At 68.3% G+C, this 17,663-nt stretch carries 24 protein-coding genes; 20 read left to right on the top strand and 4 right to left on the bottom strand.

What is annotated here, in order from left to right; translation table 11 throughout:
• Positions 1-37 precede the first annotated feature (37 nt).
• From ACIO5E_RS26110 to rfbA, 4 genes are read right to left on the bottom strand one after another with little or no spacing between them, the layout of a single operon-like run.
• Positions 38-1,000, bottom strand: a complete 963-nt coding sequence (locus ACIO5E_RS26110) for an NAD-dependent epimerase/dehydratase family protein (protein ID WP_400672083.1) — start codon at positions 998-1,000, stop codon at positions 38-40.
• Between the two features lie 57 nt (positions 1,001-1,057).
• A complete protein-coding gene (locus tag ACIO5E_RS26105) occupies positions 1,058-1,954 on the bottom strand; it encodes a glycosyltransferase family 2 protein (protein WP_400672081.1) in 897 nt (298 codons plus the stop codon).
• A gap of 45 nt (positions 1,955-1,999) precedes the next feature.
• Positions 2,000-2,599, bottom strand: a complete 600-nt coding sequence (locus ACIO5E_RS26100) for a dTDP-4-dehydrorhamnose 3,5-epimerase family protein (RefSeq protein ID WP_400672079.1) — start codon at positions 2,597-2,599, stop codon at positions 2,000-2,002.
• Positions 2,596-3,471, bottom strand: a complete 876-nt coding sequence (gene rfbA, locus ACIO5E_RS26095) for a glucose-1-phosphate thymidylyltransferase RfbA (protein WP_400672076.1) — start codon at positions 3,469-3,471, stop codon at positions 2,596-2,598. Before rfbA ends, ACIO5E_RS26100 begins: the two co-directional genes overlap by 4 nt.
• 116 nt (positions 3,472-3,587) lie before the next feature.
• On the opposite strand from rfbA, the gene rfbB reads away from it, so the two are divergent.
• The 20 genes from rfbB (at position 3,588) to rplE (ending at position 17,661) form a co-directional block, all read left to right on the top strand.
• Positions 3,588-4,565 (top strand): dTDP-glucose 4,6-dehydratase, encoded by a 978-nt coding sequence (rfbB, locus tag ACIO5E_RS26090; protein ID WP_400672074.1) that lies wholly within the window; start codon positions 3,588-3,590, stop codon positions 4,563-4,565.
• Positions 4,562-5,911, top strand: coding sequence for a lipopolysaccharide biosynthesis protein (locus ACIO5E_RS26085; RefSeq protein ID WP_400672072.1), 1,350 nt, complete (start codon positions 4,562-4,564; stop codon positions 5,909-5,911). The genes rfbB and ACIO5E_RS26085 overlap by 4 nt, the downstream gene beginning before the upstream one ends.
• 75 nt (positions 5,912-5,986) lie before the next feature.
• The gene (locus ACIO5E_RS26080; RefSeq protein WP_400672071.1) at positions 5,987-6,676 is read left to right on the top strand and encodes a glycosyltransferase family 2 protein; all 690 of its coding nucleotides are present in this window, start codon (positions 5,987-5,989) and stop codon (positions 6,674-6,676) included.
• Positions 6,673-7,077: a DUF2304 domain-containing protein gene (locus tag ACIO5E_RS26075; RefSeq protein ID WP_400672068.1), complete on the top strand. Its 405-nt coding sequence runs from the start codon at positions 6,673-6,675 to the stop codon at positions 7,075-7,077. The genes ACIO5E_RS26080 and ACIO5E_RS26075 overlap by 4 nt, the downstream gene beginning before the upstream one ends.
• A gap of 103 nt (positions 7,078-7,180) precedes the next feature.
• Entirely contained in the window at positions 7,181-8,725 is a 1,545-nt protein-coding gene (locus ACIO5E_RS26070; protein ID WP_400672065.1) for a hypothetical protein, read from the top strand.
• Positions 8,726-8,807: 82 nt separating this feature from the next.
• Positions 8,808-10,607, top strand: a complete 1,800-nt coding sequence (locus ACIO5E_RS26065; RefSeq protein WP_400672063.1) for a hypothetical protein — start codon at positions 8,808-8,810, stop codon at positions 10,605-10,607.
• Between the two features lie 391 nt (positions 10,608-10,998).
• Positions 10,999-11,307 (top strand): 30S ribosomal protein S10, encoded by a 309-nt coding sequence (gene rpsJ / locus ACIO5E_RS26060; protein ID WP_012785157.1) that lies wholly within the window; start codon positions 10,999-11,001, stop codon positions 11,305-11,307.
• Between the two features lie 14 nt (positions 11,308-11,321).
• Positions 11,322-11,969 (top strand): 50S ribosomal protein L3, encoded by a 648-nt coding sequence (gene rplC, locus ACIO5E_RS26055; RefSeq protein ID WP_031063055.1) that lies wholly within the window; start codon positions 11,322-11,324, stop codon positions 11,967-11,969.
• 4 nt (positions 11,970-11,973) lie between these two features.
• Positions 11,974-12,651, top strand: a complete 678-nt coding sequence (gene rplD, locus ACIO5E_RS26050; protein WP_400672061.1) for a 50S ribosomal protein L4 — start codon at positions 11,974-11,976, stop codon at positions 12,649-12,651.
• Positions 12,651-12,968, top strand: a complete 318-nt coding sequence (gene rplW / locus ACIO5E_RS26045; RefSeq protein ID WP_400672059.1) for a 50S ribosomal protein L23 — start codon at positions 12,651-12,653, stop codon at positions 12,966-12,968. Before rplD ends, rplW begins: the two co-directional genes overlap by 1 nt.
• A gap of 46 nt (positions 12,969-13,014) precedes the next feature.
• Positions 13,015-13,851: a 50S ribosomal protein L2 gene (rplB, locus tag ACIO5E_RS26040; protein ID WP_360419391.1), complete on the top strand. Its 837-nt coding sequence runs from the start codon at positions 13,015-13,017 to the stop codon at positions 13,849-13,851.
• 11 nt (positions 13,852-13,862) lie between these two features.
• Positions 13,863-14,144 (top strand): 30S ribosomal protein S19, encoded by a 282-nt coding sequence (gene rpsS, locus ACIO5E_RS26035; RefSeq protein ID WP_030232469.1) that lies wholly within the window; start codon positions 13,863-13,865, stop codon positions 14,142-14,144.
• 57 nt (positions 14,145-14,201) lie between these two features.
• Positions 14,202-14,549 carry a 50S ribosomal protein L22 gene (rplV, locus tag ACIO5E_RS26030; RefSeq protein ID WP_030232471.1) on the top strand — a complete coding sequence of 116 codons (348 nt, stop codon included), beginning with the start codon at positions 14,202-14,204 and terminating at the stop codon, positions 14,547-14,549.
• Positions 14,549-15,370: a 30S ribosomal protein S3 gene (rpsC, locus tag ACIO5E_RS26025; protein WP_209414069.1), complete on the top strand. Its 822-nt coding sequence runs from the start codon at positions 14,549-14,551 to the stop codon at positions 15,368-15,370. Before rplV ends, rpsC begins: the two co-directional genes overlap by 1 nt.
• A gap of 4 nt (positions 15,371-15,374) precedes the next feature.
• Positions 15,375-15,794, top strand: coding sequence for a 50S ribosomal protein L16 (gene rplP, locus ACIO5E_RS26020; RefSeq protein WP_033824227.1), 420 nt, complete (start codon positions 15,375-15,377; stop codon positions 15,792-15,794).
• Positions 15,794-16,018, top strand: coding sequence for a 50S ribosomal protein L29 (rpmC, locus tag ACIO5E_RS26015; RefSeq protein WP_030055825.1), 225 nt, complete (start codon positions 15,794-15,796; stop codon positions 16,016-16,018). The genes rplP and rpmC overlap by 1 nt, the downstream gene beginning before the upstream one ends.
• Positions 16,018-16,290 carry a 30S ribosomal protein S17 gene (rpsQ, locus tag ACIO5E_RS26010; RefSeq protein ID WP_110670527.1) on the top strand — a complete coding sequence of 91 codons (273 nt, stop codon included), beginning with the start codon at positions 16,018-16,020 and terminating at the stop codon, positions 16,288-16,290. The genes rpmC and rpsQ overlap by 1 nt, the downstream gene beginning before the upstream one ends.
• A 103-nt stretch (positions 16,291-16,393) precedes the next feature.
• Positions 16,394-16,765: a 50S ribosomal protein L14 gene (rplN, locus tag ACIO5E_RS26005; RefSeq protein WP_030232481.1), complete on the top strand. Its 372-nt coding sequence runs from the start codon at positions 16,394-16,396 to the stop codon at positions 16,763-16,765.
• A 15-nt stretch (positions 16,766-16,780) separates the two neighbouring features.
• Entirely contained in the window at positions 16,781-17,092 is a 312-nt protein-coding gene (rplX, locus tag ACIO5E_RS26000) for a 50S ribosomal protein L24 (RefSeq protein WP_030232484.1), read from the top strand.
• Positions 17,092-17,661 carry a 50S ribosomal protein L5 gene (gene rplE / locus ACIO5E_RS25995; protein ID WP_196949335.1) on the top strand — a complete coding sequence of 190 codons (570 nt, stop codon included), beginning with the start codon at positions 17,092-17,094 and terminating at the stop codon, positions 17,659-17,661. The genes rplX and rplE overlap by 1 nt, the downstream gene beginning before the upstream one ends.
• Positions 17,662-17,663 lie beyond the last annotated feature (2 nt).

Here is a 17,663-nt window from a genome sequence, read left to right as displayed (position 1 = left end):
TGCTCGACGAGGACCATCACGGGCGATGATCGAATCGTTAGCGTGCGGACTCGGGCCCACCGGCGGAGGCGGCGCTCCACAGCGCGGCGACGGCCGAGCGCAGGCTGCGCTCGGGCCGCCAGTCGAGGGCCTTGCGCGCGGCGGCGATGTCGAGCTGCTGCCACTCGGCCTCCGGGCCGCTGCCGTCCGGCGCCGGGACCTCGGTGATCTCGACCGGGACACCGCTGACCTCGATCAGCAGCTCGACCAGCTCGCGGGCCGAACTGGCCTTGCCGAGGCCGATGTTGAGCACCGCGGGGGAGTCCGGGTTGCTCGGGATCGCGGCGATGATCGCGTCCACGGTGTCCAGCAGGTCGACGAAGTCGCGCTGGGCGGTGAGCGGCTGGAGCGCCAGCTCGGCGGTGGTGCCGGAGGCCCGCGCAGCGGCGAGCTTGGCGGCCATCACCCCGAGCAGGCTGTGCCCGGGCTGGCCGGCGCCGACCACGTTGCCCAGGCGCAGTACCACGGCGTCCAGGCCCTCGGTGCGGACGGCGTCCTCGATCAGCCCGGTCGCCCGCAGCTTGAGCTGCCCGTACACCATGGACGGCTTCGGCTCGGAGTCCTCGGCCAGGCTGACGCCGATCGGACAGAGGCCGTACTCGTGCACGGTGCCGAGGTGGATCAGGCGGGGGGCGGCGGGCATGCTCCGCAGCGCCTCCAGCAGCCGGGTCACCATGCCGACGTTGGCGCCGACCATCTGCTCGTCGGTCAGGCCCCACATGCCGCCGGCCGCGTTGATCACCACGTCGATCCGGTGCTCGGTCAGCAGCGCGGCCAGCTCGGTGGGCGCGTCCTCGGTGAGGTCCAGTCGGGCGAACTCGCCGGGCAGCGGCTCGGCCGGCGCCTTGCGGGCGATGGTGAGCAGGTGGTGGCCCCGCTCGTCCAGGACGCCGAGGATCGTGCGCCCGATGAAGCCGGTGCCGCCGAGGACGGCGATGCGGGGGAGGTCTGAGCTGCTCACGGCCATGGTCTCTGGTTCCGGTTCGGTCGGATCGGTTGTCGGACGGGGAGGAGCTGATCAGTAACGGTCGCTGCCTGCGACGTGCCGCAGCAGGGTCTTGGTGCCGCCGCCGTTGCGGGTCTTGACCGCGCCGGGGACCATGGTCAGCGCGTGGATCCGGGACGACAGGTGCAGCCGGGAGGCCTTGGCGGCCCTCGGCCAGCCGTGCGCATCCAACCGGTCGGCGACGTCGAGGAAGAAACGGTTGGCCTCCTCGAAGCGGACGCCGGTGAAGGCCTGCGCCGAGGAGATGCTCACCGCGTGCCGGCGGTACTGGAAGCAGGTCCGGTCGGTGATCATCATCTGCTCGCCGGCCTGCAGCAGGTCGATGACCAGCGCGAGGTCCTGGGTGACCTCCAGGTTGTCCCGGAAACCGACCTCCTGGACGGCCTCGGTGCGCCAGCAGATGGAGGGGAAGAACAGCCAGTTGCCGCGCAGCAGGCTGATGGCCAGCTCCTCCCCGCCCATCAGCTTTCGGCCGTTGACCTTCGGCGCGTAGATGCGCTTCTTGGCGTGGTCGACCAGGCCCTCGGCGGGCTTGCCGTCGCCGTCGATGACCTGGACGCCCGGCTGGATCATGCCGAGGTCCGGGTTGTCCTTCAGGACCGCCCGGATGGTGGCGACGTAATCCGGCAGCATGATGTCGTCGGTGCCCATCATGACGAAGTTCTCCTCGCGCACCAGGCCGAGGCACTTGCGGTAGTTGCCGGTCACCCCGAGGTTCTGCTCGTTGCGCCGGTAGGAGACCCGGTCGTCCCCGAGCTCGGCGAACCAGCCGGGGACGTCCGGCTCCTTGCCGTCGTCCACCACGGTGAGCCGCCAGTTGGGGTCGCTCTGGGCCAGGATGCTGCGCACGGCGGCCTGCATCAGCGCGACGTTGCCGTAGTAGGGCAGCATGATGTCAAGAGTTGTCATGGGCGGCGCACCAGGTTTTCCGGGTAGGTGGGGACGGCGAGAAGGCTACTGGCCGCTGAGCGACCGACGGAATCGCAGGCACTCCTCGTAGTCCGGCAGCAGACCGGTCTCCAGGGCCTGTGCCAGCGTCGGAGCGGCCGCGTCGCGGGCCGACAGCTGCGGGACCTCGGCCGGCCAGTCGATCGCGAGGTCCGGGTCCAGCGGGTGCACGGCGTGCTCGCCGGTCGGGTTGTACGTCTCCGAGCAGACGTACGACAGCGTGGCGTCGTCGGTCAGCGCGCAGAAGCCGTGACCCAGGCCCTCGGAGATGTAGACCGAGCGGCGGTCCGCCTCGTCGAGCCGGACGAACTCCGAGCGGCCGAAGGTCGGGGAGCCCACCCGGAGGTCGACGATGACGTCGAGCACCGCGCCGCGCACGCAGCTGACGTACTTGGCCTGCCCCGGCGGAACGTCGGCGAAGTGGATGCCGCGCACGACGTCCTTGGCGGACACCGAAAGGTTGCCCTGGGCCATCCGCAGCGGATGGCCGACCACCTCGGAGAGCCGGTCGAAGCGGTACCACTCCATGAACAGGCCGCGCGGGTCGCCGTGCTGCTGGGGGGTGACCTCCCAGGCGCCCTCGATGGACAGCTCGCGGAACTTCATCGGGCCGCCTCCTCGTCGAGCAGGTTCACCAGGTACTGGCCGTAACCGCTCTTCAGCAGCGGCTCGGCGAGCTCGCGGAGCTGCTCGGAATTGAGGAACCCGGCACGCCAGGCGGCCTCCTCGACGCAGCCGATCTTGAAGCCCTGGCGCTCCTCGATGACCCGGACGAACTCCGAGGCCTGCACCATGGAGACGAAGGTCCCGGTGTCCAGCCAGGCCGTGCCGCGGTCCAGCACGGTGACCTGGAGCTCGCCGTTCTTCAGGTACGCCTCGTTGACGGCGGTGATCTCCAGCTCGCCGCGGGCGCTCGGGGTGATGGTGCGGGCGATCTCCACCACGCGGTTGTCGTAGAAGTAGAGGCCCGGCACCGCGTAGCGGGACTTCGGCGTCTGCGGCTTCTCCTCGATGGAGATGACCTGGCCGTCCTCGTCGAACTCGACGACGCCGTACGCCGTCGGGTCGGCCACCGGGTAGGCGAACACCATGCCGCCCTGCGGGTCGGTGCGCTGGGCGAGCCGGGTGCCGAGGCCGCTGCCGTGGAAGATGTTGTCGCCCAGGATCAGCGCGACGGGCTCGTCGCCGATGAAGTCGGCGCCGAGCACGAAGGCCTGGGCGATGCCCTCGGGCCGTTCCTGCACGGCGTACTGCAGGTCGAGGCCGAGCTGTGAACCGTCGCCGAGGAGCCGTTCGAACTGCTCGCGGTCCTGCGGAGTGGTGATGATCAGAATCTCGCGAATCCCCGCCATGATGAGCGTGGAAAGCGGGTAGTAGATCATCGGCTTGTCGAAGACCGGAAGAAGCTGCTTGGAAACGGCCCGGGTCAGGGGCCAGAGGCGGGAGCCGGTGCCGCCCGCAAGAAGAATGCCGCGCATGGCGCACACCTTACGTGGCCCGGGGAACGCGGCGGCAACCAGGCGTTGGGGGTCCGGGCGGTCCGGGGTCCCCGCGGCGATGGCTCCTGCGCGCGCGCACTATACTCAGCCGCACTATGCGCATCCTCGTCACCGGCGGCGCCGGATTCATCGGTTCCCAGTTCGTGCGCGCGCTGCTGTCGGGGGATCCCGCGGCCCGCGTCACCGTTTTCGACAAGCTGACCTACTCGGGCGTGGAGGAGAACCTCGCGCCGGTGGCCGATCACCCCGGCTACACCTTCGTCCGCGGTGACATCTGCGATGTCGACGCCGTCGACCAGGCCATGCCCGGCCACGACGCGGTGGTCCACTTCGCCGCCGAGTCGCACGTCGACCGCTCGATCGCCGGTGCCGGCCCCTTCGTGATGACCAACGTGGTCGGCACCCAGGTACTGCTGGACGCCGCCCGCAAGCACGGCGTCGGCCGCTTCGTCCACGTCTCCACCGACGAGGTCTACGGCTCGATCACCGAGGGCTCCTGGACCGAGGAGTGGCCGCTCGCGCCGAACTCCCCGTACTCCGCCTCCAAGGCCGGCTCGGACCTGCTGGCGCTGGCCTACCACCGCACCCACGGCATGGACGTCGTGGTCACCCGGTGCTCCAACAACTACGGGCCGTACCAGTTCCCCGAGAAGGTCATCCCGCTCTTCACCACCAACCTGATCGACGGCAAGCGCGTCGGCCTGTACGGCGACGGCGGCAACATCCGCGACTGGCTGCACGTCGCGGACCACTGCCGCGGCATCGACCTCGCCCTGCGCAAGGGCCGGGCCGGCCAGGTCTACAACATCGGCGGCGGCGTCGAGCTCACCAACAAGGAGCTCACCGGCCTGCTGCTGGAGGCCACCGGCCAGGGCTGGGACATGGTCGACCGGGTCGAGGACCGCAAGGGCCACGACCTGCGCTACTCGCTGGACATCACCAAGATCCGCGAGGAGCTCGGCTACGAGCCGCAGGTCACCTTCGAGGAGGGCCTCGCCTCGACCATCGCCTGGTACCGCGACAACCGCGCCTGGTGGGAGCCGCTCAAGGTGAGGGCCGCGCAGCAGTCGTGAACCACGAGGGCAGTACGGCGACCGGACGCCGTTCACCGCTGGCCAAGGTGCTCAGCGCGCTCCCCCCGGGCACCCAGCTGGTGATCGGGGGGACGGTGCTGCTCGGGGCGGCCTCCTACGTGCACCTGATGGCCGCGGGCTACAGCCTCAGCAAGCCGGACATGGCGTCGGTCTCGCTGCTCTGGACCATCCTGATGTCGGTCGGCCTGGGCCTGTTCTTCCCGGTCGAGCAGGAGCTCACCCGGATCGTGGCGGCCCGCGTGGTCGGCGGGCAGGGTGTCGCCCCGGTGCTGCGCCGTACCTTGGCGATCACCGTCGCGATGCTCGTGGTGCTGACCGGCGGGATGGCGATCGCCGTCCGTCCGCTGGCGGACACCTTCTTCGACGGTCGGACGGACATGGTCCTGGCGTTGGCCGCGGCCTTCGTCGCCATGGCGGCCGGCAACGTCACCCGCGGCGTGCTGGCCGGCCTCGGCCGGTTCGGCGCGTACGGCACCCAGCTGGCCGTCGACGGTGCGCTGCGGATCGCGATCGCGGTCGGCTGCGCGCTCGGTCACGTCCGCTCGCCGCTGCTCTTCGCCCTGATCCTGACCGCCGCCCCGCTGGTCGCCGTCCTGATCACCCTCCGCCCGCTGCTGTCCGGCGTGCGCAAGGGCCCGCAGGTCGCCTGGTCGGCGCTCACCTCGGGGCTGGCCCCGCTGGTCGCCTCGACGCTGCTCTCCCAGGTCGTGGTCAACGCCGCGGTGGTGAGCACCCAGCTGCTCGCGCCCGACAACGCGGCCCTGGTGGCCGGCCTGCTGAACGCCGTGGTGCTGGCCCGGGTGCCACTGTTCGTCTTCGGCTCGCTGCAGGCCTCGCTGCTGGCCGGTCTGTCGAGCAGCGCCGCGGCCGGCGACCGCTCCGGCTTCTCCAAGCTGCTCGCCAGGACCTGCATGGTGGTGACCGTCCTCGGCCTGGCCGGCGGTATCCCGGCCACGATCCTCGGTCCGTGGCTGATCCAGGTGCTGTTCAAGGCCGACGACGTGCTCGGCTCGCTGGACTTCCTCTGGATGTCCGCAGGCACGATCTGTTACATGCTCGCCATGGTCCTCGGGCAGGCCCTGCTGGTCCTGCACCGGCACCGGCTCCAGCTGCTCGGCTGGGCGTTGGGAACTGTTGCACTGATCGTAACCACCCTGGTACCAGGGCCCATCGCGACCAAGGTCTGCCTCGCGTACACTTTGGGTTCGCTGACTGCCGTCGTATGCATGTTCGCCGCGGTTCGGCTGACCTTCCTGCGCGAGCCTCCGGCCGCCCAGTCCGGTGCCGACCAGTCCACGCGTCCCTCACTCGTGGACACGGTGTGACGATGCCGACGTCCGCGAACACCTCTTCTCCTCGAACCCGAAACTCGCGGCCCACGGCCGCGGCATGGAGTCATGATGTCCGACTATGACGATGTGTGGCTGGTCATCCCGGCCTACAACGAGGGAACCGTCATCGCCGACGTGATCGAGGGCGCCCGCAAGACCTTCCCGAACATCGTGGTGGTCGACGACGGTAGCACCGACAACTCGGTTGAGCACATCATGACAACCGGCGCGCACCTGGTCCAGCACCCGGTCAACCTCGGCCAGGGGGCGGCCCTCCAGACCGGTCTGGCGTACGCGTTGAAGCAGCCGGGCTCGAAGTACTTCGCGACCTTCGACGCCGACGGCCAGCACCAGACGCCCGACGTCGAGAAGATGGTCGCCCTGCTGCGCGCGGACGAGGCCGACGTGGTCCTCGGTTCGCGCTTCATCGAGCAGACCGGCGAAGTGCCGTGGATCAAGCGGGTGGTCCTGCGGACCGCCGCGACGATCAGCCCGACCGCGCGCAAGCTCAACCTCACCGACTCGCACAACGGCCTCCGGGTGATCAACCGCACGGCGGCCTCGAAGCTCCGCATCACCATGAACGGCATGGCGCACGCCTCCGAGATCGTGGCCTTCCTCGCCGCCTCGGACCTGCGGGTCATGGAGGTACCGGTCGACATCCTCTACACCGAGTACTCCCGCTCCAAGGGCCAGTCGCTGATCAATGGTGTCAACATCCTCTTCGACATCTCGCTCCGGGAGCGTGGCCGCAAGTGAAGTACATCTGGATTCAGTTGTTGCTGATGGTCGGCACGGGCGTGCTGGTGCTGGCCTTCGTGCGTCGCTGGGACGCCGCGCACACCCGTGCCTGGAAGCGGATGGCGTTCTTCGCCTTCGTGGTGGCGAACGTCTACGCCGTGCTCCGGCCGCAGGACGTGACGTGGATCGCCAACCAGCTCGGCGTCGGCCGGGGCACGGACCTGGTGCTCTACCTGCTCGTGGTGGCCATGGCCTTCATGACGCTGAACACCTTCATGCGTTTCCGCTCGCTGGAGAAGAAGCTCACCGACCTCGCGCGGTCGGTTGCCGTCAACGACGGCCGGCGGGTGAACACCGACCGCTTCGGTGACGAGCTCGAGGCCGTGCGGGCCGAGGGCGAGAAGGTCTCCCGGAACTAGCGGGTCAGGGCCAGGGGGGCACGACAGGCCCATTGAGCCGATAGCCGTTCGGAGGCACACACTCATGTCAGGACGGGTCGCGAGGCCTCGAATAGCCTTTGCCGTGCCCCGCCGGGCCGGCCTGGTGGGGGCGGAGGTCTCGGCCGGCGTCCTGATCGCCATCGGGTTCACCTGGCTCTGCATGCGGATCGACGTGAACCCGCTGACCCGGGCCGGCCAGGTCAGCGGTCTCGCGGCACTCCAGTTCCGCTTCCTGCTGGTCTTCGTGGGCCTTGCCCTGGTCTGGTGGGGCATCAGCCGCCGGCTCTCCCGCCCGCTCGCGCTGCGGCTGGCCTGCTGCTCGCTGGCGGGGCTGGCGACCGGTCTCTACGCCGGCGGCATCGCGATCGCCCTGCGCGGCACCGTCTGGCCGCTGAACGGCCCGCTCGGCGACTCCGGGCAGCTCCAGCAGTGGGTCGTCGACATCCAGGAGGGACGGTCGATCTCCGGGGTCTACCCGCCACTGTTCCCGCACCTGCTCACCTACTGGACCGAGCTCTTCAACCCGGGCCAGCCGCAGTCGGCGCTCAAGATGTTCGGCCTGGTGCTGATCGCGATGACCGGACCCGCGGCCTACCTGGCCTGGCGACTCGTCCTGCCGCCGCTGTGGTCGCTCGGCATCGGCGTGGTGTCGGTCTTCCCGATCGTCCACGCGGCCAAGCCCTACGTCGACATCGTGCTGATCGTCCTGATCCCGGTGCTCGCCAAGCTGATGTCGACCCTGCTGCGCGCCGGCGAGCTGAGCACCCGCACCACCGTGGTGCTCGGTGTCGCGTACGGCCTCGGGCTGGCGGTGCTCTTCCTCTGGTACTCGGGCTGGTTCGTCTGGTCCGCGCCGGGCGCGCTGGTCGCCTTCGTGCTGATGCTGATCCGGCTCGGCAAGGAAGGCGGTCGAATATCCCTGCGGCGCGGAGCCCTGCTGCTGGCCGTCACCGGCGGGGTCTTCCTGACGCTGACGGGGTCCTACCTCGGCCGCATGCTGGCCCAGTCGGACACCCCCGACGGCTACTTCTACTTCGACACCGACATCGACCCCGCCTACTTCGTGATGTGGCAGGGCGACCAGCCGAACAACCTGGCCAAGATCGCCTGGCCGCTGCCGGGCGAGCTGGGCGGCGTCGGGGTCTTCTCGCTGCTGCTGGTGGCCGGTGTGGCCGTCGCGCTCTGGCTCGGCCCGCGACTGCCGGTCGTCCAGATCGCCGGGCTCTGCATGCTCGGAGCCTTCGGCCTGCGCTACTGGTTCGCCTCGCACATGCAGCGCGACGAGCTGGTCCAGCTGTACCCGCGCACCTCGGCCGAACTCCTCTACTGCGCCATCGTGATGTGCGGCATGGCCGGGTACCTGGTGAGCCAGAAGCTCACCGGTCGGTCGGCGTACGCCATCATCGGCGGGCGCAAGGGCCCCGTGCCGGGGCTGCGCACCAGCGGCGCGGTGCTCTGCGCGCTCGCCTTCTTCTTCTCGATGGCCGGCTCCGCCACCGTCGACCGTTTCATGCCGTTCAACGGCGCCTGGGGGCAGCTGGCCTGGAGCGCCCAGAACACCGTGCAGCCGGACGGCACCTGCCCGCGGTTCGCACTCAGGGAGAACTGCTCGCCGACCAAGGGCTGATCTCTCGCGGGGACCGGCGTTATGCCACAGTGGTCTGGGCCCCGCCCAGCAGCAGCCCGAAGTCCTACGGAAGTGAAGCGACATGACCGATCTGGCAACCGACCGGCTCCGGGGATCGGACGTGCCACCCGACGGGGAGGACCAGGCCCGCCCCGCCGACCCGGGGGCCGGCGACCGCTGGTTCGAGCGGCGCGGGGTGCTCGTGGCGGGGGAGATCCTGGTCAGCGTGGTGGCGGCGCTCGGCTTCACGCTGCTGTGCCGCCACATCAGCGTCAACCCGATGAACCGGATCGGGCAGGTCAGCGGCCTGGCCAAGATCCAGCAGTACGTGGCGATGGTCGGCCTGCCGATCCTGGCCGTCCTGGTCTACACCGCCTACCGGGGCGGGCTGCGCCGGCACGGCATCGTCCAGCGGCTGGTCTGCGCCGCGCTGGCGGGCCTGGCCACCGGCGTGGTGGCCGGCGGCGTGGTGGTCGCGCTGCGCGGCACCCCGTGGCCGCTCGGCGGGCAGGAGGGCGACCCGAGCGTTCTGATCGACATGGCGACGTCGATGATGCACGGCAAGGGCATCTCCGGCGTGTACCCGCCGCTGTTCCCGGCAGCGGTCGCGATCTGGTCCGAGCTGCGTTACGGCGGGGTCGGCGGCGCCGGCTTCGCCCTGCACGACCTGCAGATCATCTGCAGCGCGCTGGTCGGCCCGATGAGCTACCTGGCCTGGCGGCTGATGCTGCGGCCGTTCTGGGCGCTGGCCATCGCGGTGCCGTCCGCGCTGGTCTTCCTGGACCCGATCCGTCCGTACAGCCACGTGACGATGATCGTCCTGCTGCCGCTGCTGGCGGCCTGCCTGCGCGAGCTGCGCCGGGCTGGGGAGCTGTCGACCCGGGCGCTCTGGCTGCGCGCCCTCGGCTTCGGCGCGGCCTTCGGCATCCTCTTCCTCTGGTACTCGGGCTGGTACCTCTGGTCGGCGCCGGGCGTCTTCCTGCTGGCCCTGTTCGTCTTCCCGTGGCGGCGCGGCAAGCAGACCGTCCGCCGCGGGCTGCTGTTCCTGGGCGTCACCGTGGGCACCGCCGGGGTGATAGGCGCGCCGCTGCTGTACCAGATCGTCAAGCTCGGCGCGGACACCCCCGACCGCTACGCCTACATCGTCAACTACGTCGACCCGGCGTACGTGCTCGGCTGGATGTCGGACCGCAACGGCGGGCTGACGTACCACAACTGGCCGCAGTCGGGCGAGCTGGCCGGCCAGACCGGCTTCGCCATCATGCTGGTCGCGGCGGTCGGCATCGGGGTGGGCCTGGGCCTGCGCAGCATGGTGGTCCGGGTGGCGGCGGCGGTGCTGGCCGGGGCCTGGTTGATGCGGTTCTGGTTCGCCTCGCACATGGCGCACGAGCAGATGATCCAGCTGTACCCGCGGACCACCTGGATCATCATGTACTGCCTGCTGATCCTGGCCGTGGTCGGGCTGATGACCGGCCTGGAGCGCGGCGCCGGCTGGCTGGAGCGGCTGCTCCGTTCGAACGGCCGCGCGGCCTCCGCCGGGCCGGTGATCCCGCGCCGGGTCACCAAGCAGCTGGCCGCCGGTCTGATCTGCGCGCTGGCGCTGTTCGCGACGATGGGCGCCTCCTGGTCGGTCGACCGCTACATGCCGCAGGCGGAGTCCACCAACAGCATGGGTCTGGACGCCTGGCGGGCGCACACCATCAAGAAGAAGGACGGCACCTGTCCGAAGTTCTCGCCGGTGGCGAAGTGCGCGGACATCATCACCAAGGACTGGAAGCCGGAGACCGACAAGGGCTTCATCTGGTGCGCCAACGTGAGCACCGAGGACTGGCCGGCGGTCTGCGGCCGGCAGGCCCCCTGGGTGAACGAACAGAAGAAGTAATCCGCACGAGCGACCAGCGGGGCCGGTGAGGGGTACCTCACCGGCCCCGATTGGCATCCGGGCTGCTCCATGTGGCAGTATGTCCAAGTTGCTCGGTTGAGTGCCGATGCTGCGCGCCTCCCGCCGGGAGGACTGGAAGCGAGTCCCATGTACTCGTCGTTCCCGTGATGGCCGTTAAGCGTGAAGTCGACGCCACGGCAGCTGCGGGGCGAAAGTACGGGAATCTTCCGGGAAGCGTGTGCGGGGCCTCGATCCGGCACCCCCCACCCCGAAAGTTCGAAACCGACGAGTTTTTCGCCGGTTTTTTGCAAGCGCGAGTGCGACACGCCCGAGCGCGGGGGTCGGAGGGGAGGTCGTGCAGTGACTAAGACAGAAGGACTACTGAGTAGCCATGGCGGGACAGAAGATCCGCATCCGGCTCAAGGCCTACGACCACGAGGTCATCGACTCCTCGGCGAAGAAGATCGTCGAGACGGTGATCCGTACTGGTGCGCAGGTCGCAGGCCCGGTGCCGCTGCCCACTGAGAAGAACGTGTACTGCGTCATCCGCTCGCCGCACAAGTACAAGGACTCGCGCGAGCACTTCGAGATGCGTACTCACAAGCGTCTGATCGACATCCTCGACCCCACGCCGAAGACGGTTGACTCGCTGATGCGTCTCGACCTGCCGGCGGGCGTCGACATCGAGATCAAGCTCTGAGAGGCGCACCGAAGATGGCTAAGCAGATTAAGGGCATCCTGGGCGAGAAGCTCGGCATGACCCAGGTCTGGGACGAGAACAACCGGGTCGTTCCGGTGACCGTCGTCAAGGCTGGGCCCAATGTCGTGACCCAGGTCCACACCGCCGACAGCCCGGCCGGCTACGACGCCGTCCAGATCGGCTTCGGCGAGATCGACCCCCGCAAGGTGAACAAGCCCCTCGCGGGCCACTTCGCCAAGGCCGGTGTCACCCCGCGCCGCCACCTGGTCGAGCTCCGTACCTCGGACGCGTCCGAGTACACCCTGGGCCAGGAGATCACCGCCGAGCTGTTCGAGGCGGGTGTCAAGGTCGACGTGACCGGCACCTCCAAGGGCAAGGGCTTCGCCGGTGTCATGAAGCGTCACAACTTCAAGGGTCTCGGCGCCGGTCACGGCACCCAGCGCAAGCACCGTTCGCCCGGTTCCATCGGTGGCTGCGCCACCCCGGGCCGTGTGTTCAAGGGCCTGCGCATGGCTGGTCGGATGGGTCACGAGCGTGTGACCACCCAGAACCTGACCGTGCACGCGGTCGACGCGGAGAAGGGTCTGCTGCTCATCAAGGGCGCCGTCCCGGGCCCGAACGGCGGCCTCGTCCTCGTCCGCACCGCGGCGAAGGGGCTGTGAGGAAATGAGCACCATTGACATCCTGTCGCCGGCTGGCGACAAGACCGGCAGCATCGAGCTGCCGGCCGAGATCTTCGACGCGAAGGTCAGCGTTCCGCTGATGCACCAGGTCGTCGTGGCGCAGCTCGCTGCGGCCCGTCAGGGCACCCACAAGACCAAGACTCGTGGCGAGGTCCGCGGCGGCGGCAAGAAGCCGTACCGCCAGAAGGGCACCGGCCGCGCCCGTCAGGGCTCGACCCGTGCGCCGCAGTTCGCCGGCGGTGGCGTCGTGCACGGTCCCGTGCCGCGCGACTACTCGCAGCGGACCCCGAAGAAGATGATCGCCGCCGCCCTGCGCGGTGCGCTCACCGACCGGGCCCGCCACAACCGCATCCACGTCATCACCGACGTGACCGCGACCGAGGCGCCGTCGACCAAGGCCGCCAAGAGCCTGTTCGGCAAGATCACCGAGCGCAAGAACGTCCTCCTGGTCGTCGAGCGCGCGGACGAGCTGGGCCTCAAGTCCGCTCGCAACCTGCCGAACGTGCACATCCTGGACGCCGGTCAGCTGAACACCTACGACGTGCTCGTCTCCGACGATGTGGTCTTCACCCAGGCCGCCTTCGAGCGTTTCGTGGCCGGTCCGGCCGCGTCCGCCAAGGCCGTTGCCGCTGAGGGCGAGCTCGAAGGGAGCGCCGCCTGATGAGCGACGTTACGAGCAAGACGTTCACGGACCCCCGTGACGTCCTGGTGAAGCCGGTCATCTCCGAGAAGAGCTACAGCCTTCTCGACGAGAACAAGTACACGTTCATCGTGTCGCCGGGCGCCAACAAGACCCAGATCAAGCAGGCCGTCGAGGCGGTCTTCTCGGTCAAGGTCGAGGCTGTCAACACGATCAACCGTCAGGGCAAGCGCAAGCGGTCCAAGACGGGCTTTGGCAAGCGCAAGGACACCAAGCGCGCCATCGTGAAGCTGGCCGAGGGCAACCGCATCGACATCTTCGGTGGTCCGGTCTCCTGAACAAGGAGATCGTGATCGTCGATTAGGACGAGGACGAGAGAGCCAAATGGGCATCCGCAAGTACAAGCCGACTACGCCGGGCCGTCGCGGCTCCAGCGTGGCCGACTTCGTAGAAATCACGCGGTCCACGCCGGAGAAGTCGCTGGTTCGCCCCCTGCACAGCAAGGGCGGCCGTAACAACGCCGGTCGTGTCACCGCTCGCCACCAGGGTGGCGGTCACAAGCGCGCCTACCGCGTGATCGACTTCCGTCGTCACGACAAGGACGGCGTGCCGGCCAAGGTCGCGCACATCGAGTACGACCCGAACCGCACCGCGCGCATCGCGCTCCTGCACTACGCGGACGGCGAGAAGCGCTACATCATCGCGCCGCGTGGCATCACGCAGGGTGACCGGATCGAGAACGGCGCTGGCGCCGACATCAAGCCGGGCAACAACCTGCCGCTGCGCAACATCCCGGTCGGTACCACCATCCACGCGGTGGAGCTGCGTCCCGGTGGCGGTGCCAAGCTGGCCCGCTCCGCCGGTTCCGGCATCCAGCTGCTCGCCCGTGAGGGTCGCATGGCGCACCTGCGCATGCCCTCCGGTGAGATCCGCCTGGTGGACGCGCGCTGCCGCGCGACCGTCGGCGAGGTCGGCAACGCCGAGCAGTCGAACATCAACTGGGGCAAGGCCGGCCGTATGCGCTGGAAGGGCGTCCGCCCGACCGTGCGTGGTGTCGCCATGAACCCGATCGACCACCCGCACGGTGGTGGTGAGGGTAAGACCTCCGGTGGTCGCCACCCGGTCTCGCCGTGGGGTAAGCCCGAGGGCCGCACCCGTCGCCCGAACAAGGCGTCGGACAAGCTCATCGTGCGCCGCCGCAAGACCAACAAGAAGCGCTAGGAGCAGGTCAGATGCCGCGCAGTCTTAAGAAGGGCCCCTTCATCGACGGCCACCTCATCAAGAAGGTGGACGTTCAGAACGAGGCGGGTACCCAGAACGTCATCAAGACCTGGTCCCGTCGTTCCGTGATCAGCCCGAGCATGCTCGGTCACACGATCGCGGTGCACGATGGCCGCAAGCACGTCCCGGTGTTCGTCACCGAGTCGATGGTCGGCCACAAGCTGGGCGAGTTCGCTCCGACCCGCACGTTCCGCGGTCACGTCAAGGACGACCGCAAGTCGAAGCGTCGCTAGTCGCCTGAGCTTTAGCGCCAGAACGACTCAATGACTTACTCCATTAAGGGGACAACCATGGAAGCCAGGGCCCAGGCGCGGTACATCCGCGTCACGCCCATGAAGGCCCGCCGCGTGGTGGACCTCATCCGTGGCCTGAACGCCACGGAGGCCCAGGCCGTCCTGCGTTTCGCTCCGCAGGCCGCCACCGTGCCGGTCGGCAAGGTGCTCGACAGCGCCATTGCCAACGCCGCGCACAACTACAACCACTCCAACGTGGACGACCTCTACATCTCTGAGGCGTACGTTGACGAGGGCCCGACCCTGAAGCGGTTCCGTCCGCGTGCTCAGGGCCGTGCCTACCGGATCCGCAAGCGGACCAGCCACATCACCGTGGTCGTCAGCAGCAAGGAAGGGACCCGGTAATGGGCCAGAAGGTTAACCCGCACGGGTTCCGTCTCGGCATCAGCACGGACTTCAAGTCCCGCTGGTACGCCGACAAGCTGTACAAGGACTACGTCAAGGAAGACGTCGCCATTCGTCGCATGATGACGAAGGGCATGGAGCGCGCCGGCATCTCGAAGGTTGAGATCGAGCGCACCCGCGACCGCGTCCGCGTTGACATCCACACCGCTCGCCCCGGCATCGTCATCGGTCGCCGTGGCACCGAGGCCGACCGCATCCGCGGCGACCTCGAGAAGCTGACCGGCAAGCAGGTCCAGCTGAACATCCTCGAGGTCAAGAACCCCGAGCTGGACGCCCAGCTCGTGGCTCAGGGCGTCGCGGAGCAGCTGTCCTCCCGCGTCTCCTTCCGCCGTGCCATGCGCAAGTCGATGCAGGGCACCATGAAGTCCGGCGCCAAGGGCATCAAGGTCCAGTGCTCCGGTCGTCTCGGCGGCGCCGAGATGAGCCGTTCGGAGTTCTACCGCGAGGGCCGTGTGCCGCTGCACACCCTGCGCGCGAACGTCGACTACGGCTTCTTCGAGGCCAAGACCACCTTCGGCCGCATCGGCGTGAAGGTCTGGATCTACAAGGGCGACGTCAAGAACATCGCCGAGGTCCGCGCTGAGAACGCCGCTGCCCGCTCGGGCAACCGCCCGGCCCGTCCCGAGGGTGGTCGCCCCGCCCGCGGTGGCGAGCGTCGCGGTGGCGAGCGCGGTGGCCGTGGTCGTCGTCCCGCCGCCGAGGCCCCCGCGGCCCCGGTGACCGAGGCGCCGGCCGCTGAGAACACTGGAACGGAGGCCTGACCTCATGCTGATCCCTCGTAGGGTCAAGCACCGTAAGCAGCACCACCCCAAGCGGCGTGGCGCTGCCAAGGGTGGCACCGAGCTCGCGTTCGGCGAGTACGGTATCCAGGCCGTGACCCCGGCCTACGTGACGAACCGTCAGATCGAGTCCGCTCGTATCGCGATCACCCGTCACATCCGCCGTGGCGGCAAGGTCTGGATCAACATCTACCCGGACCGTCCGCTGACCAAGAAGCCGGCCGAGACCCGCATGGGTTCCGGTAAGGGTTCGCCGGAGTGGTGGATCGCGAACGTGCACCCGGGTCGGGTCATGTTCGAGCTGTCGTACCCCAACGAGAAGGTGGCTCGTGAGGCGCTGACCCGCGCAGCTCACAAGCTCCCGATGAAGTGCCGGATTGTCCGGCGCGAGGCAGGTGAGAGCTGATGTCGGCCGGCACCAAGGCTGCTGAGCTTCGTGAGCTGGACAACGAGGGTCTCGTTGCCAAGCTCCGTGAGGCCAAGGAGGAGCTGTTCAACCTCCGCTTCCAGGCGGCGACCGGGCAGCTCGACAACCACGGACGGCTCAAGCTCGTCCGTAAGGACATCGCGCGGATCTACACCCTGATGCGCGAGCGCGAGCTGGGCATCGAGACGGTGGAGAACGCCTGATGACTGAGAACACCAACGAGACGCGCGGTTTCCGCAAGACCCGTGAGGGTCTCGTCGTCAGCGACAAGATGGACAAGACCGTCGTCGTCGCCGTCGAGGACCGCGTCAAGCACGCTCTGTACGGCAAGGTCATCCGCCGTACGAACAAGCTGAAGGCGCACGACGAGCAGAACGCGTGCGGCATCGGTGACCGGGTCCTCCTCGCGGAGACCCGCCCGCTGTCCGCGACGAAGCGCTGGCGCGTCGTCGAGATCCTCGAGAAGGCCAAGTAACGAAGCCGATGAGGTACGGCCGTATGTGCACAGGGTCCCCCAGGGGACGCCGGTGTGAGCAGCGGCCGGCCCGTCGACTCTCGTTGACGATCAGGAGAAAGCTGTGATCCAGCAGGAGTCGCGACTGCGTGTCGCCGACAACACTGGTGCCAAGGAAATCCTTTGCATCCGTGTTCTCGGTGGTTCCGGTCGCCGCTACGCCGGTATCGGGGACGTCATCGTCGCGACCGTCAAGGACGCGATCCCCGGTGGTTCGGTGAAGAAGGGTGACGTCGTCAAGTGCGTCGTCGTCCGCACCGTCAAGGAGCGTCGTCGTCCGGATGGCTCGTACATCCGCTTCGACGAGAACGCCGCTGTCGTGCTGAAGAACACCGAGGGTGACCCCCGTGGCACCCGCATCTTCGGCCCGGTCGGCCGCGAGCTGCGCGACAAGAAGTTCATGAAGATCATCTCGCTGGCGCCGGAGGTGCTCTAACCCATGGCGAACAGCATGAAGATCAAGAAGGGTGACCTGGTTCAGGTCATCACCGGCAAGGACAAGGGCAAGCAGGGCAAGGTCATTCAGGCCATGCCGGCTGAGAACAAGGTCCTGGTCGAGGGTGTGAACCGGGTCAAGAAGCACACCAAGCCGGGTCCGGGCACCCAGGGTGGCATCGTCACCGTTGAGGCCCCGGTGCACGTCTCCAACGTCCAGCTGGTCGTGGAGAAGGACGGCAAGAAGGTCGTCACCCGCGTTGGCTACCGCTTCGACGACGAGGGCAACAAGATCCGCGTTGCCAAGCGAACCGGTGAGGACATCTGATGTCTGAGACGACTGTTGAGAAGGTGACCCCCCGTCTCAAGGAGCGTTACAACTCCGAGATCAAGGGTCAGCTGCACGAGCAGTTCTCGTACGAGAACGTCATGCTGATCCCCGGCCTGGTCAAGGTCGTGGTCAACATGGGTGTCGGCGAGGCCGCCCGTGACAGCAAGCTGATCGAGGGCGCGATCCGCGACCTGACCGCGATCACCGGTCAGAAGCCGGCCGTGACCAAGGCCCGTAAGTCCATCGCGCAGTTCAAGCTGCGCGAGGGCCAGCCGATCGGCACCCACGTCACCCTCCGTGGTGACCGCATGTGGGAGTTCCTGGACCGTCTGGTGTCGCTGGCCCTGCCGCGTATCCGTGACTTCCGTGGCCTCTCCCCGAAGCAGTTCGACGGCCGTGGCAACTACACCTTCGGTCTGACCGAGCAGGTTATGTTCCACGAGATCGACCAGGACAAGGTCGACCGTCAGCGCGGTATGGACATCACCGTCGTGACCACCGCTCAGACCGACGACGAGGGCCGGGCGCTCCTGCGCGCTCTGGGCTTCCCGTTCAAGGAGGCGTGAGC

Origin of the sequence: Kitasatospora sp. NPDC087314, from assembly GCF_044744365.1 — a bacterium.
Lineage (GTDB): Bacteria > Actinomycetota > Actinomycetes > Streptomycetales > Streptomycetaceae > Kitasatospora.
This window is presented reverse-complemented; position numbering and strand designations above follow the sequence as displayed.